This window comes from Lacipirellula parvula, assembly GCF_009177095.1.
Taxonomy (GTDB): Bacteria; Planctomycetota; Planctomycetia; order Pirellulales; family Lacipirellulaceae; genus Lacipirellula; species Lacipirellula parvula.
Genome location: NZ_AP021861.1, coordinates 587,709 through 604,792, shown reverse-complemented (window position 1 = coordinate 604,792; position 17,084 = coordinate 587,709). Strand labels below are relative to the sequence as shown.

Genomic DNA, 17,084 nt, shown 5'->3' with positions numbered 1-17,084 from the left:
GCGTCGCGGCTCGCCAACCGCCAAGAACACAAGAATCCGCGCCGCCAGTCATGACCTACGCCACCGCCATTGCCATCCTCGCGGCGCCGTGTCTGCTGGCGATTTCTGCGGGCGTCGTTCTGGTGAAGCGAGCCTTCGCGCGACCGCAGCGTCTGCCCGAAGAATTCGCACTCGCCGCCGCCTGGGTCTTCCTCGTCGGCAGCTTGGTCTGGCTCGGAGCGTTTCTCAGCGAATCGACGCTGCTCGGGTTCAGCGCGCCGTGGACATGGATCACCGCCGCCCATTTTGCGTTTGCGGGCTTTGGCGCGCTCACCGTCACCGCTCTCTCGTGTCGCGTCGTTTCCAATCGACACGCATTGAAAACCCTGCGGCTTCTGCTCATAGCGCATCCGCTCGCGTACCTGGTGACGGCTGCCGGCATCCTTGGTTTCCGCTACTGCGATGAGGCGGGGGCGGCGAGCTACGCGCTGATCTTTGCGACGCAGTGGGGCGCCGTCGTCCTCGGGCGGCCCGGTCGCATCGCCCGCGGCCCGTGGCTGCTGCTCGTGCTGGCGCTCGCCGTCCCCCTGGCGACGATGGCGCTCGCGCTAGCTTGGGCTTGGGGTCGCCCGATTCTTCAGATGTCGCAAATGGTTTACTACCATGGCATCGTGAACGCCGTCGGCCACGTTGGACTCGCGTTCGTCGCCTTCGCCTGCGGCCGTCCGCCGTCGCACTCACCCATTCAAACCATCGCCCCGCGGGCGCCCCAAGCGTAACGCTTCGCGCTCTTTTCGCGTTGTTCCAGCATGCAAATCTTCAGCTTCCATCTCGCGAGGACGACGCCGGCGACGACGGCGGGCGCCATGTGCCGCCCCCTCACGAATCGCAGCGTCGCCGGCCTGCGTCATGCCGAGTGCATGGCGGCGATGACGCTCGGCTCGCCCATCCTCTCGCCGGCGCGGATGCAACTGCGGAGCCTCGCCGTTTTTGCCTCATGGGAGAGCGAAGCCGCGCTCGATGCGTTCCTGGCGGAGACGAAGCTCGGTCGCACGCTCGCGGCGGGTTGGCACGTCCGTCTCAGTTTCCTCCGCCAATGGGGTCGATTCGCGGAGCTTGGCGAGTTGCCGGCGAACATCGCGGACGCCGACCCCGCGCAGCCCGTCGTGACGGTGACGCTCGCCCGACTAAAACTTCCGCAGCTTGCTCGCTTCATTCGGTGGGGCAAACCGGTGGAGAAGCTCGTGCGCGACCACCCCGGCGCGACCTTAGCGCTGGCGGCGTTCCGCCCCCCGCGCACCTTCAGCACATTTTCGGTGTGGCGCTCCCAGCGGGAGATGACCGAGATGGTTCACGGCCGCGGCTCCTTGCTCGACGCCGGCCGCCACGCCGCGGCGATGGCCGAACGCAACCGCAAGGATTTTCACTTCCAGTTCACGACGCTCCGCTTTCGAGCGATTGCGGAACATGGCGAGTGGGCCGGGCGGAGCGGCATCGTTCCCCAATGAGGAACTGCCTAACTCGCCGCTGTGTTTCCATCGCCCGCCCACTTTCAACGAGTGGCCGAAAATCACCTGCTGCCAAACCAGGTCTCATCAGCTAGGTTCAGAGGTACGGCACTCCGTCTCGGCGGGAGCCGTGCGCTCTTTGAAAACCCACGCCAAGCAGAACCGGCGGCGCGCGTGCAAGCAGGAACCGGCCTTCTCGTGTCTCGAGATCCGCCCCACCTGTCGCCAATGCGACACGACATCAACGCGACATCACCGCAACGCCAACGCCGACAAGCACTTAGAGAAAACCCTTAATGTCGCCTAAAATCGCTTCACGACTTGGAAGCGACGCGACTCCTAGCCCCGGGCTCCGCCCGGGGGTCGCGCACCATGCCGAGGATCGTCGTCCTTACTTCACGCCTGCCGCCGGGCGAAGCCGGGGCTAAAAAACCCGCAGCGCGACCTACACGTCGCAAACTTTAAACCCTTCGGCCAGCGACGTCAGCGGATCGCGAGCCGGAATGAACTCCTGGCCGACGTAGCCTTCGTAACCGGTGGCGACGATCGCCTGCATGATCGCCGGATAGTTCAGCTCCTGTGTTTCGTCGATCTCATGTCGGCCCGGGTTGCCGCCGGTGTGATAATGGCCAATGTAGTCCTTATTGTCACGGATCGTGCGGATGACGTCTCCCTCCATGATCTGCATGTGGTAGATGTCATACAGCAGCTTAAACCGCGGCGAGCCGACCCGCTTGGCGAGTTCAACGCCCCACGGCGTGCGGTCGCACATGTAGTCGCCGTGGTCGACGCGGCTGTTGAGGAGTTCCATGCAAATGGTGACGTTATTCTTCTCGGCGAGGCCGACGATCCGCTTGAGGCCTGCGGTGCAGTTGTCGAGGCCTTCCTCCTCCGACATGCCGTTGCGGTTGCCAGAAAAGCAGATCACGTTCGGTAGGCCATTTTTCGCAGCGAACTCGATATGCTCGCCGAGGTCCTTTTCGAGTTGGTCGTGATGCTCTTTCCGATTGAAGCCGCGGTTGATCGCGTCGGCGCCGCTGAGCATCGCGCAGGTGAGGCCCGCCTGTTGGACGACGGGGACCTCCGCAGGCGTGAGGAGTTCGATCGATTGATAGCTCATGCCTTTCGCCGCGGCGGCAAGCTTCTCCAGCGGGATGCCGTTGTAGCACCAGCGGCAGAGCGACTGTTTTACGTTTCCTTTCGGAGTCGTGGCCGCTTCGGCGCCGCGCGATTCGCTGCTGGCGAGCGACGCGCCGACGGCTCCGACGATGGCCGCACCGGCCGCCTTCGCTGCAGTCCGACGATTCCAATGTTCCGCTTGGGCCATGCCGAGATTCCTTACGCTGCGCTGAGCGAATGAGAGGAGTGACGCGAGAAGATGCTGAACTTACGCTGATGAGTAGCTACGATTCTCGCCGATGCGCTCGCATCAAGCAACAATCGCGAAAAGCCTGCCTATGGCCAATCGCCGACGGTGCAGGAAACCAAGGCCTGCGAACAAAGCGAGAACCGCCGCGTGCGGCTCGGGAACCGCCTGCGACAGCGGTGCTGCGGCCGCCGGCGTAAAGTGCCGCTGCCACGCCAAAAAATCGGCGCCGTCGACGCGGCCGTTGCCGTCGGCGTCGCCCATCGCGACGGTGGCGCTGCCGCTGGAGTTGCCGAAGTTCGTCCGCCAAATGCCGAGGTCGGCGGCGTTCACCAATTGGTCGCCGTTGAAGTCGCCAGGAATCGGCTCGACCGTCGGATTGGCCACGGTGACGAACGCGGTCCCTTCGGTAAAACCGCCGCCGCCCGTCATCGCGAAGACGCCGTCGCCAACGAGCGCGCCGTTGAAATCGTAATGAGCGATGTGCCCCGCGCCGTTCGACACGCCGAGGATGCCGGCCAGGAAGCCGTTGCCGTCGGGGGCGAGCATCAGTCCCTGCGGGAACGCGAGATTGTTGACGGCAAACGTGGGGTCGATGGCGCCATCGCTAAGATTGAATCGCCGAATCGTGCCGGCGAACATGCCGGTGACATAGAGATGATTGTCGTGCACTAGCAGCCCCGAGGCGCCGTTGAGCACGGTGGTGGGACTGACGAGATAGTTCATCGTCGCCGCGGGCGGCGCGACGACGCCGATGGCGCCATGCGTGCCGGCCGGAAAGTTTTGGAACGAACCGACCAACAGGTTGCCGTTGGGGGCTAAGGCGAGGCCGGAGAATTGAAAGTGCTCCATGCCGGCAGGCGAGGCGAACGCGATCGGATCGCCGGCGCTCGTGCCGTCGAGGTGGAACCGCGCGACGCCCGTGCCGCCGAGGTTGGAAACGTAGATCGTCTGCGCGTCTGGGCTGAACAGAATCTGGCTCGGGTTCGCGAGGCCGTCGGCCATGTCCGCGAAGATGACGCCGCCCGTCGCCGTGCCGGTGGCGACGTTGTAGTCGTAACGCATCACACGGGCGTTATTGAAACTTGAGACATACAGATGCTGCAAGTCTGGCGAGAGGCTGAGGCCGGTCGCTTGGTTGATGTTCGCGTTGTCGGTGACGACTGTGTTGAGCAGCGTGCCGGTTTCGCTGTAGCGATAGACGCTGTTCGAGAGGCGGTCGGCGACGAGCACGTCGGCGGCTTGCAGCAGCGACGTCGGCAGCACGCTCAGCGCTACCAACGCGAGTGCGAGCAAATCAAAACGGCGGGAAAGCACTGGAGTTCTCAAACGATTCGATTTTAAGGCGGGGAGATACCGGGAGATCACGGCGCCGGCTGCGAACGAGGCTGTTGGCGCTTCGCTTTCTTCTGCTTAGCGCCCGTTCGCCCCAACTTCGGCGTTTGCTTCGCGAGGTCGATCATTTCGTCCTGCTGTTTGTTCCAGAGCGTTTCGAGTTCCTGCACCCGTTCCGGTTGCTGCGCTGCGAGGTTGTTCGACTCCGCGCGATCGGTCCGCATGTCGTACAGTTCCCACGGCTCGCCCCGAGCGGCGACGAGCTTCCAATCGCCCTGACGAACGGCGCGGTGCCCGTTGTGCGACCACCAGAGCGAATCGCGTTCGATCGGCACGTCGGCCGCGAACGCCGGCAGCAGGCTGCGGCCCGGGGCAGGGGGGATCGGCTTGCCGTTCCATTCAGTCGGCTTCTCGGCGTCGAGCACATCGAGCAGCGTCGGCACGATGTCGATGAGGTGCGCGGGCGTGCGGCGGAGTTCGCCTTGCGCAGCGATCCCCTTCGGCCAGTGAACGATCAGCGGCGTGCTGATGCCGCCTTCATGCACCCAAACCTTGTGCCGGCGGAACGGCGTGTTGCAGGCGTTCGAGAACCCTGGGCCGAGGCAAAGATAGGTCGCTTCGCTGCCCGGCTCAGCGGTCTTATCGTGACCGCCGTTGCGAATCATCAGCTCGGCGCTCGCACCGTTGTCGGCGGCGAACATGATGATCGTATCGTCGTAGGCGCCCATCGCCTTCAGTTGATCGATGATACGGCCGATCTCGCGATCCATGCGATCGACCATCGCGGCGTGGATCGCCATCTTCGTCGCTTGAAAGCGGCGCTGCTCGTCGGTGAGGTCGTCCCATGGCAGCGGGCGATTGACTTCGCCGGGGCCAAAACCTTCGAGGACATTTGGGAAATCGTACGGCGGGCCGAGATCGTGTTCCACCGGCGAGAGGGGCGTATCGAGTAGCTTCATCGCTTGCTGGTGTTCGTAGCGCTCGGCCCGCATCCGCTCCCAGCCTTCAAGATACCGATCGCGATAGCGGGCGATGTCTTCCGGCAACGCATGGAGCGGAAAGTGGGGCGCGATAAACGCGACGTACTCGAAGAACGGCTGATTGGGGTGGTTCTTCGCGTGGTCCTTCAGCCAATCGATTGCGTAATCGGCAGTCTCGGTCGTGGCGTAGTAGCCCGACTCATCGGCGTCGGGCGTCACGGCCACGTCGTCGACGAAGTTGCCGCGAGCGGTGAAGAAGTTGCCCTGGTTCTGCATCATGAACGAATGGTCGAACCCACCGGCGAGCGGGCTGCCGTCGACGTGCCACTTGCCGCTGTGGTAGCTGCGGTAGCCGAGCGGTTTCAAGAAGTCGGGCAGCAGGCGGGCCCACTTCTGCCGCGTACCGTCGTTGCCGCCGCCGAGCTTGGGAAGGTCGTCGCGATGGACCTGCTGGGCGTAGTAGCCAGTGAGGAACGCCGCCCGCGACGGCCAGCAGCGGGCCGTGTTGTAGAACTGCGTGAAACGCAGGCCGCGAGCCGCGAGCGCGTCGAGATTGGGCGTCTCGATTTCGCCGCCGTAGCAACCGAGGTCGGAATAGCCGAGATCGTCCGCCAGGATGAAGAGGATGTTGGGTCGGCGGGCCTCGGCGGCAGTCGCCGCGGGCGCGACTCCCAGCAGCAAGCAAACAATGACGAGCGGGCGAGGGAGCAACATAGAAGCGCTGGCAGGGTGCTGGGGCGGGAGTTGATCTCTCGATTGTACCGAAATCTGGCAGCGAGTGGGCGGTCGAGCTCGTGCCGAAAACCACGGCAATCCTGCCGATTCCCTGAACTAACTGCTCTAACGACTTGTCTCTCAGGATTAATTACAATGCGACTGTCGCTTGGGGCAATGATCGCTTGGCCGCCGCTACGCCCCGATCGACGTCGCCTCTCAACTCAGTGGATCGCGTCGGACCGCGGATCGTATGGCTGCACTTATTGGAATTGATCTGGGGACTACCAACTCGCTGTGCGCCGTCTTCCGCGACGGCCAGCCGGTGTTGATCCCTAACGGCGTCGGGCAGTTGCTGACGCCATCGGTCGTGGGACTGGTCGACGGCGATCGGATCGTCGTCGGCGCCGCGGCGAAGGAGCTGCGCGTCACTCAGCCCGAGCGGTGCGTCTCGTGCTTCAAGCGGTGGATGGGTTCCGACAAGTCGATCACGCTCGGCGAGCGTTCGTTCACGCCGGTGGAACTTTCGAGCTTCGTGCTCAAATCGCTCCGCGAAGATGCGGAGCACTTCCTCAAGGAGCCAGTGACCGAGGCGGTCATCACGGTGCCGGCGTACTTCAACGACCACCAGCGGAGCGCCACTAAGCAAGCCGGGCAGTTGGCGGGGCTCACGGTACGGCGGATTCTCAACGAACCGACGGCGGCGGCGCTCACCTACGGATTCCACGACCGCACGGCGGAGAAAAAACTGCTGGTGGTCGACCTCGGCGGCGGAACGTTCGACGTCACGTTGATGGATGTGTTCGAAGGGGCGCTCGAAATCGTCGCCACTGCCGGCGAGAGTTTTCTGGGCGGCGAAGATTTTACGGAACGGCTCGTCTCCAGCGTCTTGCGCACGCAGAACATTCAGTTGGAAGTCGCCGAGTTGCAGCGCCCGCTACAAGTCGCCCGGCTGCGGCAGCTGTGCGAAGAGGCGAAGCGAACGCTCACGACGCAAGAGAAGGCCTCGATTCGCTTGCCCGACGAGCAGGGGCAGCTCGACGACAAGTCGCGCCGCGTCGAAGTGAGCCGCGAGCAGTTTGCGAAGCTGGCCGCATCGCTGTGCGAACGGCTGAAGGGCCCGCTGGGCAAGGTGCTGCGCGACGCCGATTGCCGGCCCGAGGAAGTCGATGACGTGATCTTCGTCGGCGGCGCGACGCGGATGCCGGTGATCGCCAACTTCGTCGCCGATTATCTCAGCTGCCAGCCGCTGGCGACGTTCAATCCGGACGAGGTCGTAGCGCTCGGCGCTGCGGTGCAGGCGGCGCTGATTGCCGACGACCAGGCCGTCGACGACATGGTGATGACCGACGTTTGCCCCTTCACGCTCGGCGTGCAGACGGCGAAGGAGTTCGGCTCGGAAGTGAAGTCGGGCTACTTCACGCCGATCATCCACCGCAACACGACGATCCCCGTCTCGAAGGAGATGACGTTCGGGACGATGCACGCCAATCAGCGCGAGGTCGTGGTCGACGTTTACCAGGGCGAGAATCGACTCGTCGAGAAAAACCACAAGCTGGGCGAACTAAAAGTCGTCGGGATTCCGCCTGGACCCGCGGGCACAACAATCTGCATTCGCTTCACTTACGATGTGAACGGCATCCTCGAAGTCGAGGCGTACGTTCCCGGGGCGACGCAAAAGTTTCGCACCGTCCTCACGCAGCATGCGCACCACATGAGTGCCGAGCAACTCGCCGAGGCGGTCGAGCGGCTGCAGAATCTGAAGTATTACCCGCGCGAGGATGCGGAAATTCAGAACCTACTCCGCTTCAGCGAGCGAATCGTCGGCGAGGTGAGTCCCTTTCAGCGCGGACAGCTGGAAGAGGCGATCGACAGCCTCGAATCGGCGATGGGGCACGGCGATCAGGAACTGGTGAGCTTCTCGCGACAGGGGCTGCTGCAGATTTTGGCGCTGCTGGGCTACGAATTTGGAGCCGTCGATGAGTAACGCCGCTCCCAGCGACAATGACAAGCTGCTGCAGTACGTCGAACGGGCCCTCCGGCAGAACCCGCTGCAGGAAAGCGCCGCAATCATTCGCCGCCGCAATCGGCTACTCGGTTTGGAGACGGCCGTAGCGCCGGCAGCCAACCGCGGACAAGGCTCCATCGACCCAAGCGCCCAACGGCAAACGCTCCTCAAGCAGATCGAAACGATTCGCGCCACCTTCTGGACGATGAAGCTCGACACGCTGCGAGAATCGCTGGCGCAACTCGACGCGAAGGAGTTCCCCGACGTCGACGCGGTCGTGCGGCGACTGACGCTCGTCGCCAAGCATCGTGACCAGATCCCGCGCATCTTGGGACAGAAGGATTTTGATCCCGACTTTTTCCGCGTCTTCAAAGACGTGCTAATCGCGGCGCCGCGCGATTCGGCGATTGTCAAAGAACGAGCGCTGGTGGCGTTCGGCGAACGTAAGCTCCGCAAGCGCGGCACGCGGATGATCAAGCTCATCGAGCGGGAACTGCCGTACTTCCATCAGCTTGAGTCGCAGTGGCTCAAATCGCTGATGGCTCAACGAGGTACGGTGAGCGCTGCGCAGTCTTCGCAGGATCACTTCGTCGACGAACGCTCCGGCTTCTCGTTCCCGTGGTGGGGCTACCTCGTTATCGTTTCACTCATTCGATTGTTCCTGAGCCTAGCGTCGGATAAGTAATGAGTGACGAGAACGCCCAGGTCGACTGGAGCTTGCTCCCGCACCAGCCGCTGAAGTTCTTCGGCCTGGCTCCGACGTTTGATCGGAAGGATCTCAAACGGGCTTACAACCGGCTGTTGCGACAGTTCAAGCCGGAAAAGCATCCAAACGAGTTCCAGCAGATTCGCGCGGCGTACGAGTTGCTAGACAACCAGCAGCGTTACGGCGCCGCGGCGACCGCCCCGCCGGAATACAAGTGGCAAACGGATGACGGCGCGGCGAAACCGGCGACTGCCGCCGAGCGATCCGCCGCGTCGCAACAGCCAGTTGAGTCGGCGGCAGGAGGCGCGCCGGAACTTCCCGCTACGCCGGCGCCGCTACCGCTGCATCAGCGAATCCGCCACGAGCCGCTGGCGAACGTCTACCGCCAGTTGGCCGAGAAGCAGCACAAGCTGCCGTACGATTACTACGCGCTGGCCGTGATGTCCGACGCGGTCGATCGCAAAGATGGGCAGCAGTTTCTCCGCTGGTTGTTGCAGGGGCTTGCCGAACATCGTTGCGATCGGGCACTGCTCAACTTGTTGTACGAGTATCTCCGCGGACCGCTCGCCATCGAAACGGTTGCGAAGATTCTCGTCGCAGTTTCGAAGACCGTGCGGACCGACGAGTTCTTCCCGCTAACGGAAAGCCTGTGGCATCGCTTGCTGCGCGAGCGGCCGTTCGCTGAATTTCGCAAGACGTTCGAAGTGTGCGAAGCGAATCTGCGCGATATCCGCATCGATGCGCGGCTGGCGTTCACGATCGAGATTCTTAAGTCGGCCATCTGGGTCGCCGATCCGGCTTGGATTGCCCAGGCGTTCGGGCTGATCGAGGAAAACTTTCAACGCATTCCGCCGCAGGTGCAGAACGATCTCGATCTGCTCGACTTTCTACGGAACTACGTGGCAGGCCGGCCAGATTTGGCGACGGCCCATCCGCTGCGGCGACGAATCGACGAGGCGCTGCGAGAGTTTTTCTCCGGTGATGCGGCCAAACGCGATCGGACGGTATTGCAGTGTCAGGTCGAGATGGCGGCCGATCCGCTTGCGGCCTTAGCGGCGTTTCCGCTGAAGGCCGACGAGGACTACTCGAACTTTTACACTCTGTGGTGTTACGTGTCGGCCGACGTGGCGGAGCGGCACGTTGTGGAGCGAAAGCCGGCAAACGTGAGTGCGTGGATCTCACGCGGCAGGGCGATTTACGAAGGCATCGAGCAGCGTCTCATGCGATCGAAGATCTACGCGCGCTGGACGATGATGAGCACGCTCTACCGCATTGCGGTCGGAACCGTATACTTCGTGGCGGCATGTATTGCAGGCTTGCTCACCTTGCCGATGCTTGGCAGCGGCTTCTTCTGGGACATGATCATGCCGTGGCTCGCCATCGGGGGAGCGATCTGCCTCTGCCTGTTCATTCAGTTCCGCTACGTGCGCCCGAAGTGGAAGGCGTACGAACAGACGCAACTGACGCGGCTCTACGCAGAAGTGAGCCGTGAAGAATTGGCGGGATTCTTGCAGCGTTCGCAGTTTTCGCATCAAGAGCTGCGCGATCTGCTGTTCAACGCCGACATCACCAACTTGAACTATGCGCAAAGCACGGCGGATCACTTTCAGCAGGATTATGCGCTGGCGATTTATGCGATGGCGCTGCGGTTCCAGGTATAAGCTACAGATCCGCCTGTAGTGCTGCTCTCTTTCTCTGCGATTTACTTTGCGTCTTCGCGACTTTGCGAGAGATCTTCTTGATGAAGGCTAACCACTTTGAGGTTCGCTCCGGCGGGTCGTTGACCCGCGGCTACTTACTCAGCGTTTGCCAGAGGCCCCAGCCGGCGATGCTGGAGACGCCGGTGAGGATGATCGCCGAGGCGGTGCCGCAGAGCAGCATCCACCAGTGGGTGCGATAGGCCTTCGGGAGCTGGAAGTTGAGGTACAGCCCCGCAAACATCGCGATGCAGACGCCGAGGCTCGTGGCGAGGAAGTTGACCGTCTGCGTCATCGCGTCGAAGTTCATCGAACTCCAAATAACAGCGTTGGTCGCCAGAAAGACATACCCGCAAATGACAAGTTGAATGTTGCGCTGGTTCCATTGCCGCTGCGGCCAAATCGCGCGGAAATACTCGGTCACCCCGCGGGCGTAAACGTCGGGATACGACTGCAGCGTCCCCCACAAGGCCGCGACGACGCAGAGGTAGTAGACCCACACCAGCGACGGGTGGATCGCGTTCCAAATCTCGGCCTGATCGGTGAGGAGCCCCCAGCCGTCGAACTTGGCGATGTCTTCGCCAGCTTGTTGCTTCGGGTAGAGAACCGCGGCGCCGGCGATCATGAACGCGGCGCTTACGACGAGCAACACGAAGGCGCCAAAGGCGACGTCGTAGCGGATCGGCCCGGCGGCGCGACGAATCTCCCGCACTTGCTGCGGATCAGTCGGCAGGTAGTCGCCCGGTTTTCCGGCGGCGGCGCGTTCGAGCAATTCCTGGCGATCTTTGTGGCCCGTCATTCCCCAGCCATGCAGGGCGATGAAGTCGGGGTAGACGAGGTAGGTCATCACGCTGCCGCCGACATAGCCCATCGTCACCGCGATGAGCGGCCAGACGCTGTCGCGGAAGAGCGGAGGCGCCGACTCGGGAACGCTGGGGATGTGGCCGATCGAGAACAACCCCTTCAGCGCGGCGAACCAGTCGGGCCGCACGAGCAGCGTGCCAATGCAGGTGCCGGTGACGAGGATGCCGCAGATGATGACTTGCTGCCGCTCAAGGCTGCGATAGCTCGTCGGCAAACTGAGCAACAGCGCGATCGAGATAAAGATCGTGGCGAGGACGCGGTTCGCGATGCCATGGTCGCCGCTACCGAAGAAGAGGTAGCTCATCAGTTCGCCGGAGGGGCGCGCGAGCGCTCCCCACAACGGTCCGGCCGCGCCGAGTTCAAGCGCAACCAGCAGGAAAAGCAGCCAACCGCGCGGGCCAGGGAGTTTCACCAACCGCTGGCCGGGCGATTCGCCGCTAACCGCGGTGTAACGCCCCAGGAAGTAGGTGACGCAGACGCCCTTGGTGAGGGCCGCCAACAAGATGAGCCACAGCAGGCCGTAGCCCATCCAGGCGCCGGTGCGCACGACGACGATCGTCTCGCCGGCGCCGATCGAGACCGAAGCGAGAACCGCCGCGGGACCGAACATGCCGAGCAGTCGAACGAGCTTGCCGGGCGACCAGGGTTCAGCCAGCGGACCCTGCAGCGGGGCTGGCGCGAGAGGAGAGTTTGGCATGCATCGGATTGTAGATGCGGAGAATGCCGACGGAAGGGGGAGGGATGAGAGTTGGAGGAATGCTGGTGGGGAGTGAGCCTTTTTTGGGGGACGCTTCGGCGGGTCGTTGACCCGCGGCTACTTTTCTACGAAATCTTTTAAACGCGCGAGGGCCGCGTCCCATTGTTCGGAGACGGCGGCTAAGGCGCGTTGGGCCTCTTCGAGCGAGCGCGGCTGCAGCGCGAACAGCGTTTCGCGGCCGCTTCGTTCGCTGCGGACGATCCCGGCGCCTTCCAGGACTTTGAGATGCTTGGTGATCGCCTGCCGCGTGACGGTCGCCGCTTCCGTGAGCTGCGTGATCGACTGCTGCGAACCGTCGGCCAGCCGCGCAACGATCTCCAAGCGCGTGCCGTCGCCGAGCGCCGCGAATAGCGCGGCGGTTTTCAGCAGGCGGACCGTGGCGGCCTGGCGGCTACTTTTCGACATACGCCTTGATGTTGTTGTTGAGCTGCGCGGCCCAGCCGCCCGAGTTCATGCGGTATGCCTCGTCGCGGCGTCCAGCAGGAATCTTGTCGAAGCCCGATTCGGCGACTTGCAACAGCACGCCGCCATCTTTGGGTTCGAGCGTGAACTCGACCAGCGTTCGCTCTTCCGCAGAGTAATCGACCTGCGGATCGATTGCGTAGGGTCGCCAATAGAACGAGAAGTAGGCCTGAGGCTTGATCTCGCCGACGAGCACTTCCATCGTCACGTGCTCGTACCCAGGATGAGTGATCTGCCCGCGGCAAAATTCGCCGGGAACAAACGGCCCTTCGAGATTGACGCGGAACCATTCGCCGAACTGTTTGGAATCGGTGAGGGCGTTCCAGACGCGGTCGAGCGAGGCGTTGAGCTGAACTTGCTTCTCGATGCGATCGGTAGGGGAGGGCATGGAGTTCGAGCCTCGGATTCAAGCGGAGAATTACGCAACCAATAAGTTGCATATTATTCCACGACCAGCCGCGGGTCAACGACCCGCCGGAGCGGTGCTCGAAAGGGGAGGGAATTAAACGGAGAGCGGCGCGCAAGCCGACCATTCAGCATCGCGCGTCAATAACTGCGCAATCTGACGCCGTGAACTAGTAACTAGCGGAGGTAGCTAGAGACCGCTGCGAGTGCCGCTCCGGCGGGTCGTTGACCCGCGGCTACTAGGCTACCACTTGAGGCCGAACTTTTCGCCGCCGCTGGGGGCGCCGACGCCGCCCTTGAGGCTTTCGTTCGCCTTGCGACGCTGTTCCTGCCGCTTGAGATCTTCCGGCGTCGGTTCGCGTTCCGGTTCCGGCTCGGGGCGACGCTGTTCCGGCTTTTCCGGCGCGGCGATGAGCGCCTTCAGCGAGAGGCTGATCCGCTGCGCGTCGGGATCGACCGACAGCACCTTGGCCTCGACCTCTTGGCCTTCGCTCAACACGTCGCTGGTACGCATCACGCGGCCGTGGCCGAGTTCGGAAATGTGGATCAGCCCTTCGACGCCCGCTTCGAGTTTCACGAAGGCGCCGAACTGCATCAGCTTCGACACGGTTCCCTTCACGCGGGAGCCGATGCCGTACTTCGACGTGACGTTGGCCCAAGGATTGGCGCCCATGTCGCGGTAGACGAGCGAGATCTTGCCGGTCTCGGGGTTCACCTTCTCGACGCGAACCTTCACGGCCTGGCCGACCTGGAGGACTTCGCTCGGGTGGCCGATACGATCCCAGCTCATCTGGCTGACGTGGATGAGGCCGTCGACGCCGCCAAGGTCAACGAAGGCGCCGAAGTCTTGCAGGCTGCGGACCGTTCCCTCACGAATCTGGCCCGGGGCGATCTCGGCGAGGATCTTCTCGCGATTCTCCTTCCGCTCGCGCTCCATGAGGGCGCGGTGGCTGAGAACAAGATTCTTGCGGCTGCGGTTCGCTTCGGTGATGACGCAAGCGAGACGCTGGCCGACGTAGTCTTCAGCGTTTTCGACGCGGAACATCGAGATCTGACCCATCGGCATGAAGCCGCGGATGTTCGAGACGGTGCACTCAAGGCCGCCCTTGTTGGCGCCGGTAATGACGACTTCAATCACCTGGCCTTCGTGGACTTCGTCCCAGTTGCCGACGCTTACCGCAGCGGCGGAGCGATTGATCTCGTAGATCCCTTGCTCCGTGTCGAACTTGGTGACGACCATCTCCATCTGAGCGCCAATCTCGGGCGGCGTTTCGAATTGCTTCAATTGAGCAACGCCCTGACTGCGGCCCATGCCGAGATCGAAGAAGACGTCTTCGCCATGGATGCTGACGACGGTCGCGCTCACGCGAGTTTCAGGGGCGAGTTCCGCCTGCGACGTCGCGGACGTGGAGGACTCCATCAGCTGGTCAACCGAACCTTCGGCAAGGGCGGCCTGCAGCTCTTGCTCCAGTTCGGGCGGCAGCTGGGCGCGGATATTCGGCGGCGGATAGTTTTTACGCCCCTGATCGACGACGCGCGCGGGATTCGCCGGGCCAGGGTTCACTGGCTTCGGAGCAAGCGCGGGGGCGTCGGCCTCGGCCTCCCGTTGGGTGCCGATTTGGATGCGTTCGCTGGGTCGCTGAGCGTCGGCGCTGTGGTCGGCGTGGGCGGCTTCAGCAGCGGGCGTCGCAGAGGTCGACGGAACGGCGGTCGATTGGGTTTCCGTCGGATCGTGATCGGCGGTCATAAACTCAGCAGTCCAAGGAGAAGTAAAACGACCCACACTGGGCCGCGCCTGACCGCGCAGTTTAACCAGCAGGGAGTGGCCCTGGCAACGGGTGATGCAGGGGTAGTTGGAAGTAGTCGAGAAGATAGGCGCGGCGGCGGAATTTGGGCAAGCGACGTGCCAAACTAGAATCTAGCTCCGGGCTCCGCCCGGGGGTCGCGCCGCGCGCGGCAACGCCCACAGGAAGGAATAGCGACCGACCCCCGGGCGGAGCCCGGGGCTAGAGGGGGATGTGTTGCCGCTCAAGCCGCTCTTTCACTCCGGGGATCAATCTGGCGGCGTTTTTGTTGTAAATCTTCCGCAGAACATCATCGGGCAGGTCGAGGCCGTAGATGTTCCAAAAGCCTTGCGGCGGGTATTGGTCCTCGGCGTACGGGAAATATTCGTCGGCCGTTTCGAGGAGCCGCCAGTGGGGAGCGAGCCGCTTCATGTCGCGCGGGCCGTCGGTGCCAAACAAAATCCGGTCAGAGTACTTCAGGCAGAACGCCCGAGCCGCGCGGGGCTGGCGGCCGAGTTCCGCAATGCGGGCGGCGAGTTCGACGTTGAGATTTGGGAACTTGTCGAGCCAGCCGCCAAGTTGAGTCAGATCCTCCGGGCTATTGGCGAAGTGGGCGCCAATGAACACCGTCTTGGGATGGCGCTCGACCACGCGGATGAACGAGGCCAAGATCTCCGCGTAGCTGGGAAACTTATCGGCGGGGAAATGCCAGTCGGGGTGCCGGGAGAGTTCTTCGTAGCGTTCATTGAACCGATCGAGCGGCTGGAAAAATGCAGCCGGGTCGCCAGCGTGGATCAGAATCGGCAGCCCGAGTTCGCCGCACGCTTTCCAGATGGGATCCCAGCGAGGGTCGTCGATGGCGATCAGCGAGCCGTCGGGGTTGCGGTACGCGAGGCCGAAGTCTTTGAAGACCTTCAGCCCTGAGACGCCGCGCTCTTTCGCATCGGCGAGTGCGACGGCCATGCGGCGGCCGAAGTCGTGCCGCTGGCAATCCCAGGTGGCGGGTTGATCGGCTTTGCCGTCGCCTTGCCAATCGATGTTCGCAAAGATCACGAATCGATCGGGGTACTTCGTCCACAGGAACTGCTTGTGCTCTTCGATTCGCTCGCCGAGTTCGCCGTCGAGGCTCACCGAGATCGCGATGTTTTGGTTGTCCATGAGGCGGACGTACTCGGCGAGGGCCTCGGGCGATTGGCGGAGTTTGTGCCGGCAATGAACGTGCACGTCGACAGCGGGAAACTTCGCTCGCGCGGGATGGTGCTCCGGGAGGACGAGCATCGAACGGGGTTGGAATTGGTCGAGCGTGAGCGCTTTGGTCTGTTCTTCTGCTTGGGTTTTTGATGTCTCACGCAAAGGCGCAGAGGCGCAAAGAAAAACGAAAAGAATGCAAATGCGGGAGAGAGATATTGCGTTCATCGGAGCAATCTCGGTTGAAGAGAAAGAATTGATAGTCGCATCCACTCTTGTTCTCGGAGCTTTTTAATTATTAACAACTTCAAGCTGCCGAACGACAAAGACGCGACGAATCGGGTTTCATCTCTCTGTTGTCTTCTTTGCGTATTTCTTTGCGCCTCTGCGCCTTTGCGAGAGACCTATTCCTCCATCCCGCCGCCTAAGCCAGCACTTCGCGCAGCCGGAAGTGGAACTTGCCAAGCTTGCCGCCATAGTTGCCCGCGCTGATCGCGGGGATGCCGTCGCCCGCGGCGGCGTGGAGGGTCGCTCGCATGGCGGCGGCGACGTGCTGTTCGTCGACGCCGTTGATCACGATCTCGTACGCACATTCGGCGCCCGCGACGAGTTCCGTCGGCACGCGGCCGCGGAGCGTGGGGCAGAAGGCGTCGTTGCTCGACGCGCGGAGCGCTTTGTACTTCGAGCCGACTTTGCTGCCGCTGCGGACGACGCCGCCGGGGAAGGGGGTGACGACGCCCGGCATGTCGGCGATCGCGTCGACCGCGCGACGCGCGGCGGCGAGCGTCATCGCTTGCGTCTGGCCCTGGATAATGATGTTGCCGCCGGCGACCCCTTTGGCGACGCCGACTTGTTCCTCGGCGATGAACTCCCCGTCCATCACCGGGATCCGCCAGTAACGGCGATCGCCGACAAGCTTGCTCTTTTGGTAACCATCGCCGAAGAACCGCAAGTTCTTGCCGAGTGGGACCTGGTCTTCGCCCTCGGGCAGCCCGTTGAACACGGCCGAGGTCGCGCAAGGGAGCAAGCACTGCCCAGCGCGGTTGAGCAGCGCCTTCGCCAGCGCGTCGACGGAAAAGCCGAACGCGAGGACCGCAGCGCCGGGCCGGGCGTCGGGCGTTTCCTCAGGAGTGAGGAAACGCTCGACGCCGACCTCGGCGTCGCAGCCGATGACGCTCGAGCCGTAGCCGCAAAACTCGCGGAGAGCGGCGTCGAGCCAAAAGGCGTCGAGGGCCGTGACGATCAGCCGCGCGTAGCGCATGCGGAACGCCTCGGCGAACGTATCGATAATCAGCGTCGAACCAAGCAGCATGCGAAGGCGCCAAGTAACA

15 protein-coding genes are annotated in these 17,084 nt (G+C 63.0%); 6 read left to right on the top strand and 9 right to left on the bottom strand.

Annotated elements, in window-relative coordinates:
• Window positions 1–50 precede the first annotated feature (50 nt).
• Together PLANPX_RS02290 and PLANPX_RS02285 are read left to right on the top strand one after the other, a co-directional pair.
• Window positions 51–758 (top strand): YndJ family transporter, encoded by a 708-nt coding sequence (locus PLANPX_RS02290; RefSeq protein WP_152097160.1) that lies wholly within the window; start codon window positions 51–53, stop codon window positions 756–758.
• A 30-nt stretch (window positions 759–788) separates the two neighbouring features.
• A complete protein-coding gene (locus PLANPX_RS02285) occupies window positions 789–1,487 on the top strand; it encodes a hypothetical protein (RefSeq protein ID WP_152097159.1) in 699 nt (232 codons plus the stop codon).
• 445 nt (window positions 1,488–1,932) lie between these two features.
• Here PLANPX_RS02285 and PLANPX_RS02280 read toward each other — a convergent pair whose 3' ends face one another.
• The 3 genes from PLANPX_RS02280 to PLANPX_RS02270 form a co-directional block, all read right to left on the bottom strand.
• On the bottom strand, window positions 1,933–2,814 hold the full coding sequence (locus tag PLANPX_RS02280) for a hydroxypyruvate isomerase family protein (protein WP_152097158.1): 882 nt from the start codon (window positions 2,812–2,814) through the stop codon (window positions 1,933–1,935).
• 102 nt (window positions 2,815–2,916) lie between these two features.
• Window positions 2,917–4,170, bottom strand: a complete 1,254-nt coding sequence (locus tag PLANPX_RS02275; protein ID WP_152097157.1) for a dockerin type I domain-containing protein — start codon at window positions 4,168–4,170, stop codon at window positions 2,917–2,919.
• 47 nt (window positions 4,171–4,217) lie between these two features.
• On the bottom strand, window positions 4,218–5,882 hold the full coding sequence (locus PLANPX_RS02270) for an arylsulfatase (RefSeq protein ID WP_152097156.1): 1,665 nt from the start codon (window positions 5,880–5,882) through the stop codon (window positions 4,218–4,220).
• Window positions 5,883–6,135: 253 nt separating this feature from the next.
• Between PLANPX_RS02270 and PLANPX_RS02265 the strand changes: the two genes are divergently transcribed.
• Genes PLANPX_RS02265 through PLANPX_RS02255 form a run of 3 tightly spaced genes read left to right on the top strand, consistent with a single transcriptional unit; the run spans window position 6,136 to window position 10,257 of the window.
• Entirely contained in the window at window positions 6,136–7,869 is a 1,734-nt protein-coding gene (locus PLANPX_RS02265) for an Hsp70 family protein (RefSeq protein WP_152097155.1), read from the top strand.
• Window positions 7,862–8,575 carry a hypothetical protein gene (locus tag PLANPX_RS02260; protein WP_152097154.1) on the top strand — a complete coding sequence of 238 codons (714 nt, stop codon included), beginning with the start codon at window positions 7,862–7,864 and terminating at the stop codon, window positions 8,573–8,575. Before PLANPX_RS02265 ends, PLANPX_RS02260 begins: the two co-directional genes overlap by 8 nt.
• Entirely contained in the window at window positions 8,575–10,257 is a 1,683-nt protein-coding gene (locus PLANPX_RS02255; protein WP_152097153.1) for a J domain-containing protein, read from the top strand. Before PLANPX_RS02260 ends, PLANPX_RS02255 begins: the two co-directional genes overlap by 1 nt.
• Window positions 10,258–10,387: 130 nt before the next feature.
• Here PLANPX_RS02255 and PLANPX_RS02250 read toward each other — a convergent pair whose 3' ends face one another.
• The 5 genes from PLANPX_RS02250 to PLANPX_RS02230 all read right to left on the bottom strand — a co-directional run bounded on the left by PLANPX_RS02250 (window position 10,388) and on the right by PLANPX_RS02230 (window position 15,843).
• Window positions 10,388–11,854, bottom strand: coding sequence for an Nramp family divalent metal transporter (locus tag PLANPX_RS02250; RefSeq protein WP_152097152.1), 1,467 nt, complete (start codon window positions 11,852–11,854; stop codon window positions 10,388–10,390).
• A gap of 117 nt (window positions 11,855–11,971) precedes the next feature.
• Entirely contained in the window at window positions 11,972–12,319 is a 348-nt protein-coding gene (locus tag PLANPX_RS02245; RefSeq protein ID WP_152097151.1) for an ArsR/SmtB family transcription factor, read from the bottom strand.
• Complete coding sequence (locus PLANPX_RS02240; RefSeq protein ID WP_152097150.1) at window positions 12,306–12,764, bottom strand: SRPBCC family protein; 459 nt, start codon at window positions 12,762–12,764, stop codon at window positions 12,306–12,308. The genes PLANPX_RS02245 and PLANPX_RS02240 overlap by 14 nt, the downstream gene beginning before the upstream one ends.
• A 261-nt stretch (window positions 12,765–13,025) precedes the next feature.
• Entirely contained in the window at window positions 13,026–14,528 is a 1,503-nt protein-coding gene (locus PLANPX_RS02235; protein ID WP_152097149.1) for a 30S ribosomal protein S1, read from the bottom strand.
• A gap of 259 nt (window positions 14,529–14,787) precedes the next feature.
• Window positions 14,788–15,843 carry an amidohydrolase family protein gene (locus PLANPX_RS02230; protein ID WP_232536280.1) on the bottom strand — a complete coding sequence of 352 codons (1,056 nt, stop codon included), beginning with the start codon at window positions 15,841–15,843 and terminating at the stop codon, window positions 14,788–14,790.
• A 25-nt stretch (window positions 15,844–15,868) separates the two neighbouring features.
• Between PLANPX_RS02230 and PLANPX_RS27865 the strand changes: the two genes are divergently transcribed.
• The gene (locus PLANPX_RS27865) at window positions 15,869–16,048 is read left to right on the top strand and encodes a hypothetical protein (protein WP_232536279.1); all 180 of its coding nucleotides are present in this window, start codon (window positions 15,869–15,871) and stop codon (window positions 16,046–16,048) included.
• Between the two features lie 129 nt (window positions 16,049–16,177).
• Here the strand turns inward: PLANPX_RS27865 and fhcD are convergent, their stop codons facing one another.
• Complete coding sequence (gene fhcD, locus PLANPX_RS02225) at window positions 16,178–17,065, bottom strand: formylmethanofuran--tetrahydromethanopterin N-formyltransferase (RefSeq protein ID WP_152097148.1); 888 nt, start codon at window positions 17,063–17,065, stop codon at window positions 16,178–16,180.
• Window positions 17,066–17,084 lie beyond the last annotated feature (19 nt).

What these genes read in the sequence shown, in the direction of transcription:
- PLANPX_RS02290 (WP_152097160.1), top strand. Translation starts at nt 51, where the DNA reads ATGACCTACGCCACCGCCATTGCCATCCTCGCGGCGCCGTGTCTGCTG.
- PLANPX_RS02285 (WP_152097159.1), top strand. Translation starts at nt 789, where the DNA reads ATGCAAATCTTCAGCTTCCATCTCGCGAGGACGACGCCGGCGACGACG.
- PLANPX_RS02280 (WP_152097158.1), bottom strand. Translation starts at nt 2,814, where the DNA reads ATGGCCCAAGCGGAACATTGGAATCGTCGGACTGCAGCGAAGGCGGCC.
- PLANPX_RS02270 (WP_152097156.1), bottom strand. Translation starts at nt 5,882, where the DNA reads ATGTTGCTCCCTCGCCCGCTCGTCATTGTTTGCTTGCTGCTGGGAGTC.
- PLANPX_RS02265 (WP_152097155.1), top strand. Translation starts at nt 6,136, where the DNA reads ATGGCTGCACTTATTGGAATTGATCTGGGGACTACCAACTCGCTGTGC.
- PLANPX_RS02260 (WP_152097154.1), top strand. Translation starts at nt 7,862, where the DNA reads ATGAGTAACGCCGCTCCCAGCGACAATGACAAGCTGCTGCAGTACGTC.
- PLANPX_RS02255 (WP_152097153.1), top strand. Translation starts at nt 8,575, where the DNA reads ATGAGTGACGAGAACGCCCAGGTCGACTGGAGCTTGCTCCCGCACCAG.
- PLANPX_RS02250 (WP_152097152.1), bottom strand. Translation starts at nt 11,854, where the DNA reads ATGCCAAACTCTCCTCTCGCGCCAGCCCCGCTGCAGGGTCCGCTGGCT.
- PLANPX_RS02245 (WP_152097151.1), bottom strand. Translation starts at nt 12,319, where the DNA reads ATGTCGAAAAGTAGCCGCCAGGCCGCCACGGTCCGCCTGCTGAAAACC.
- PLANPX_RS02240 (WP_152097150.1), bottom strand. Translation starts at nt 12,764, where the DNA reads ATGCCCTCCCCTACCGATCGCATCGAGAAGCAAGTTCAGCTCAACGCC.
- PLANPX_RS02235 (WP_152097149.1), bottom strand. Translation starts at nt 14,528, where the DNA reads ATGACCGCCGATCACGATCCGACGGAAACCCAATCGACCGCCGTTCCG.
- PLANPX_RS02230 (WP_232536280.1), bottom strand. Translation starts at nt 15,843, where the DNA reads ATGCTCGTCCTCCCGGAGCACCATCCCGCGCGAGCGAAGTTTCCCGCT.
- fhcD (WP_152097148.1), bottom strand. Translation starts at nt 17,065, where the DNA reads ATGCTGCTTGGTTCGACGCTGATTATCGATACGTTCGCCGAGGCGTTC.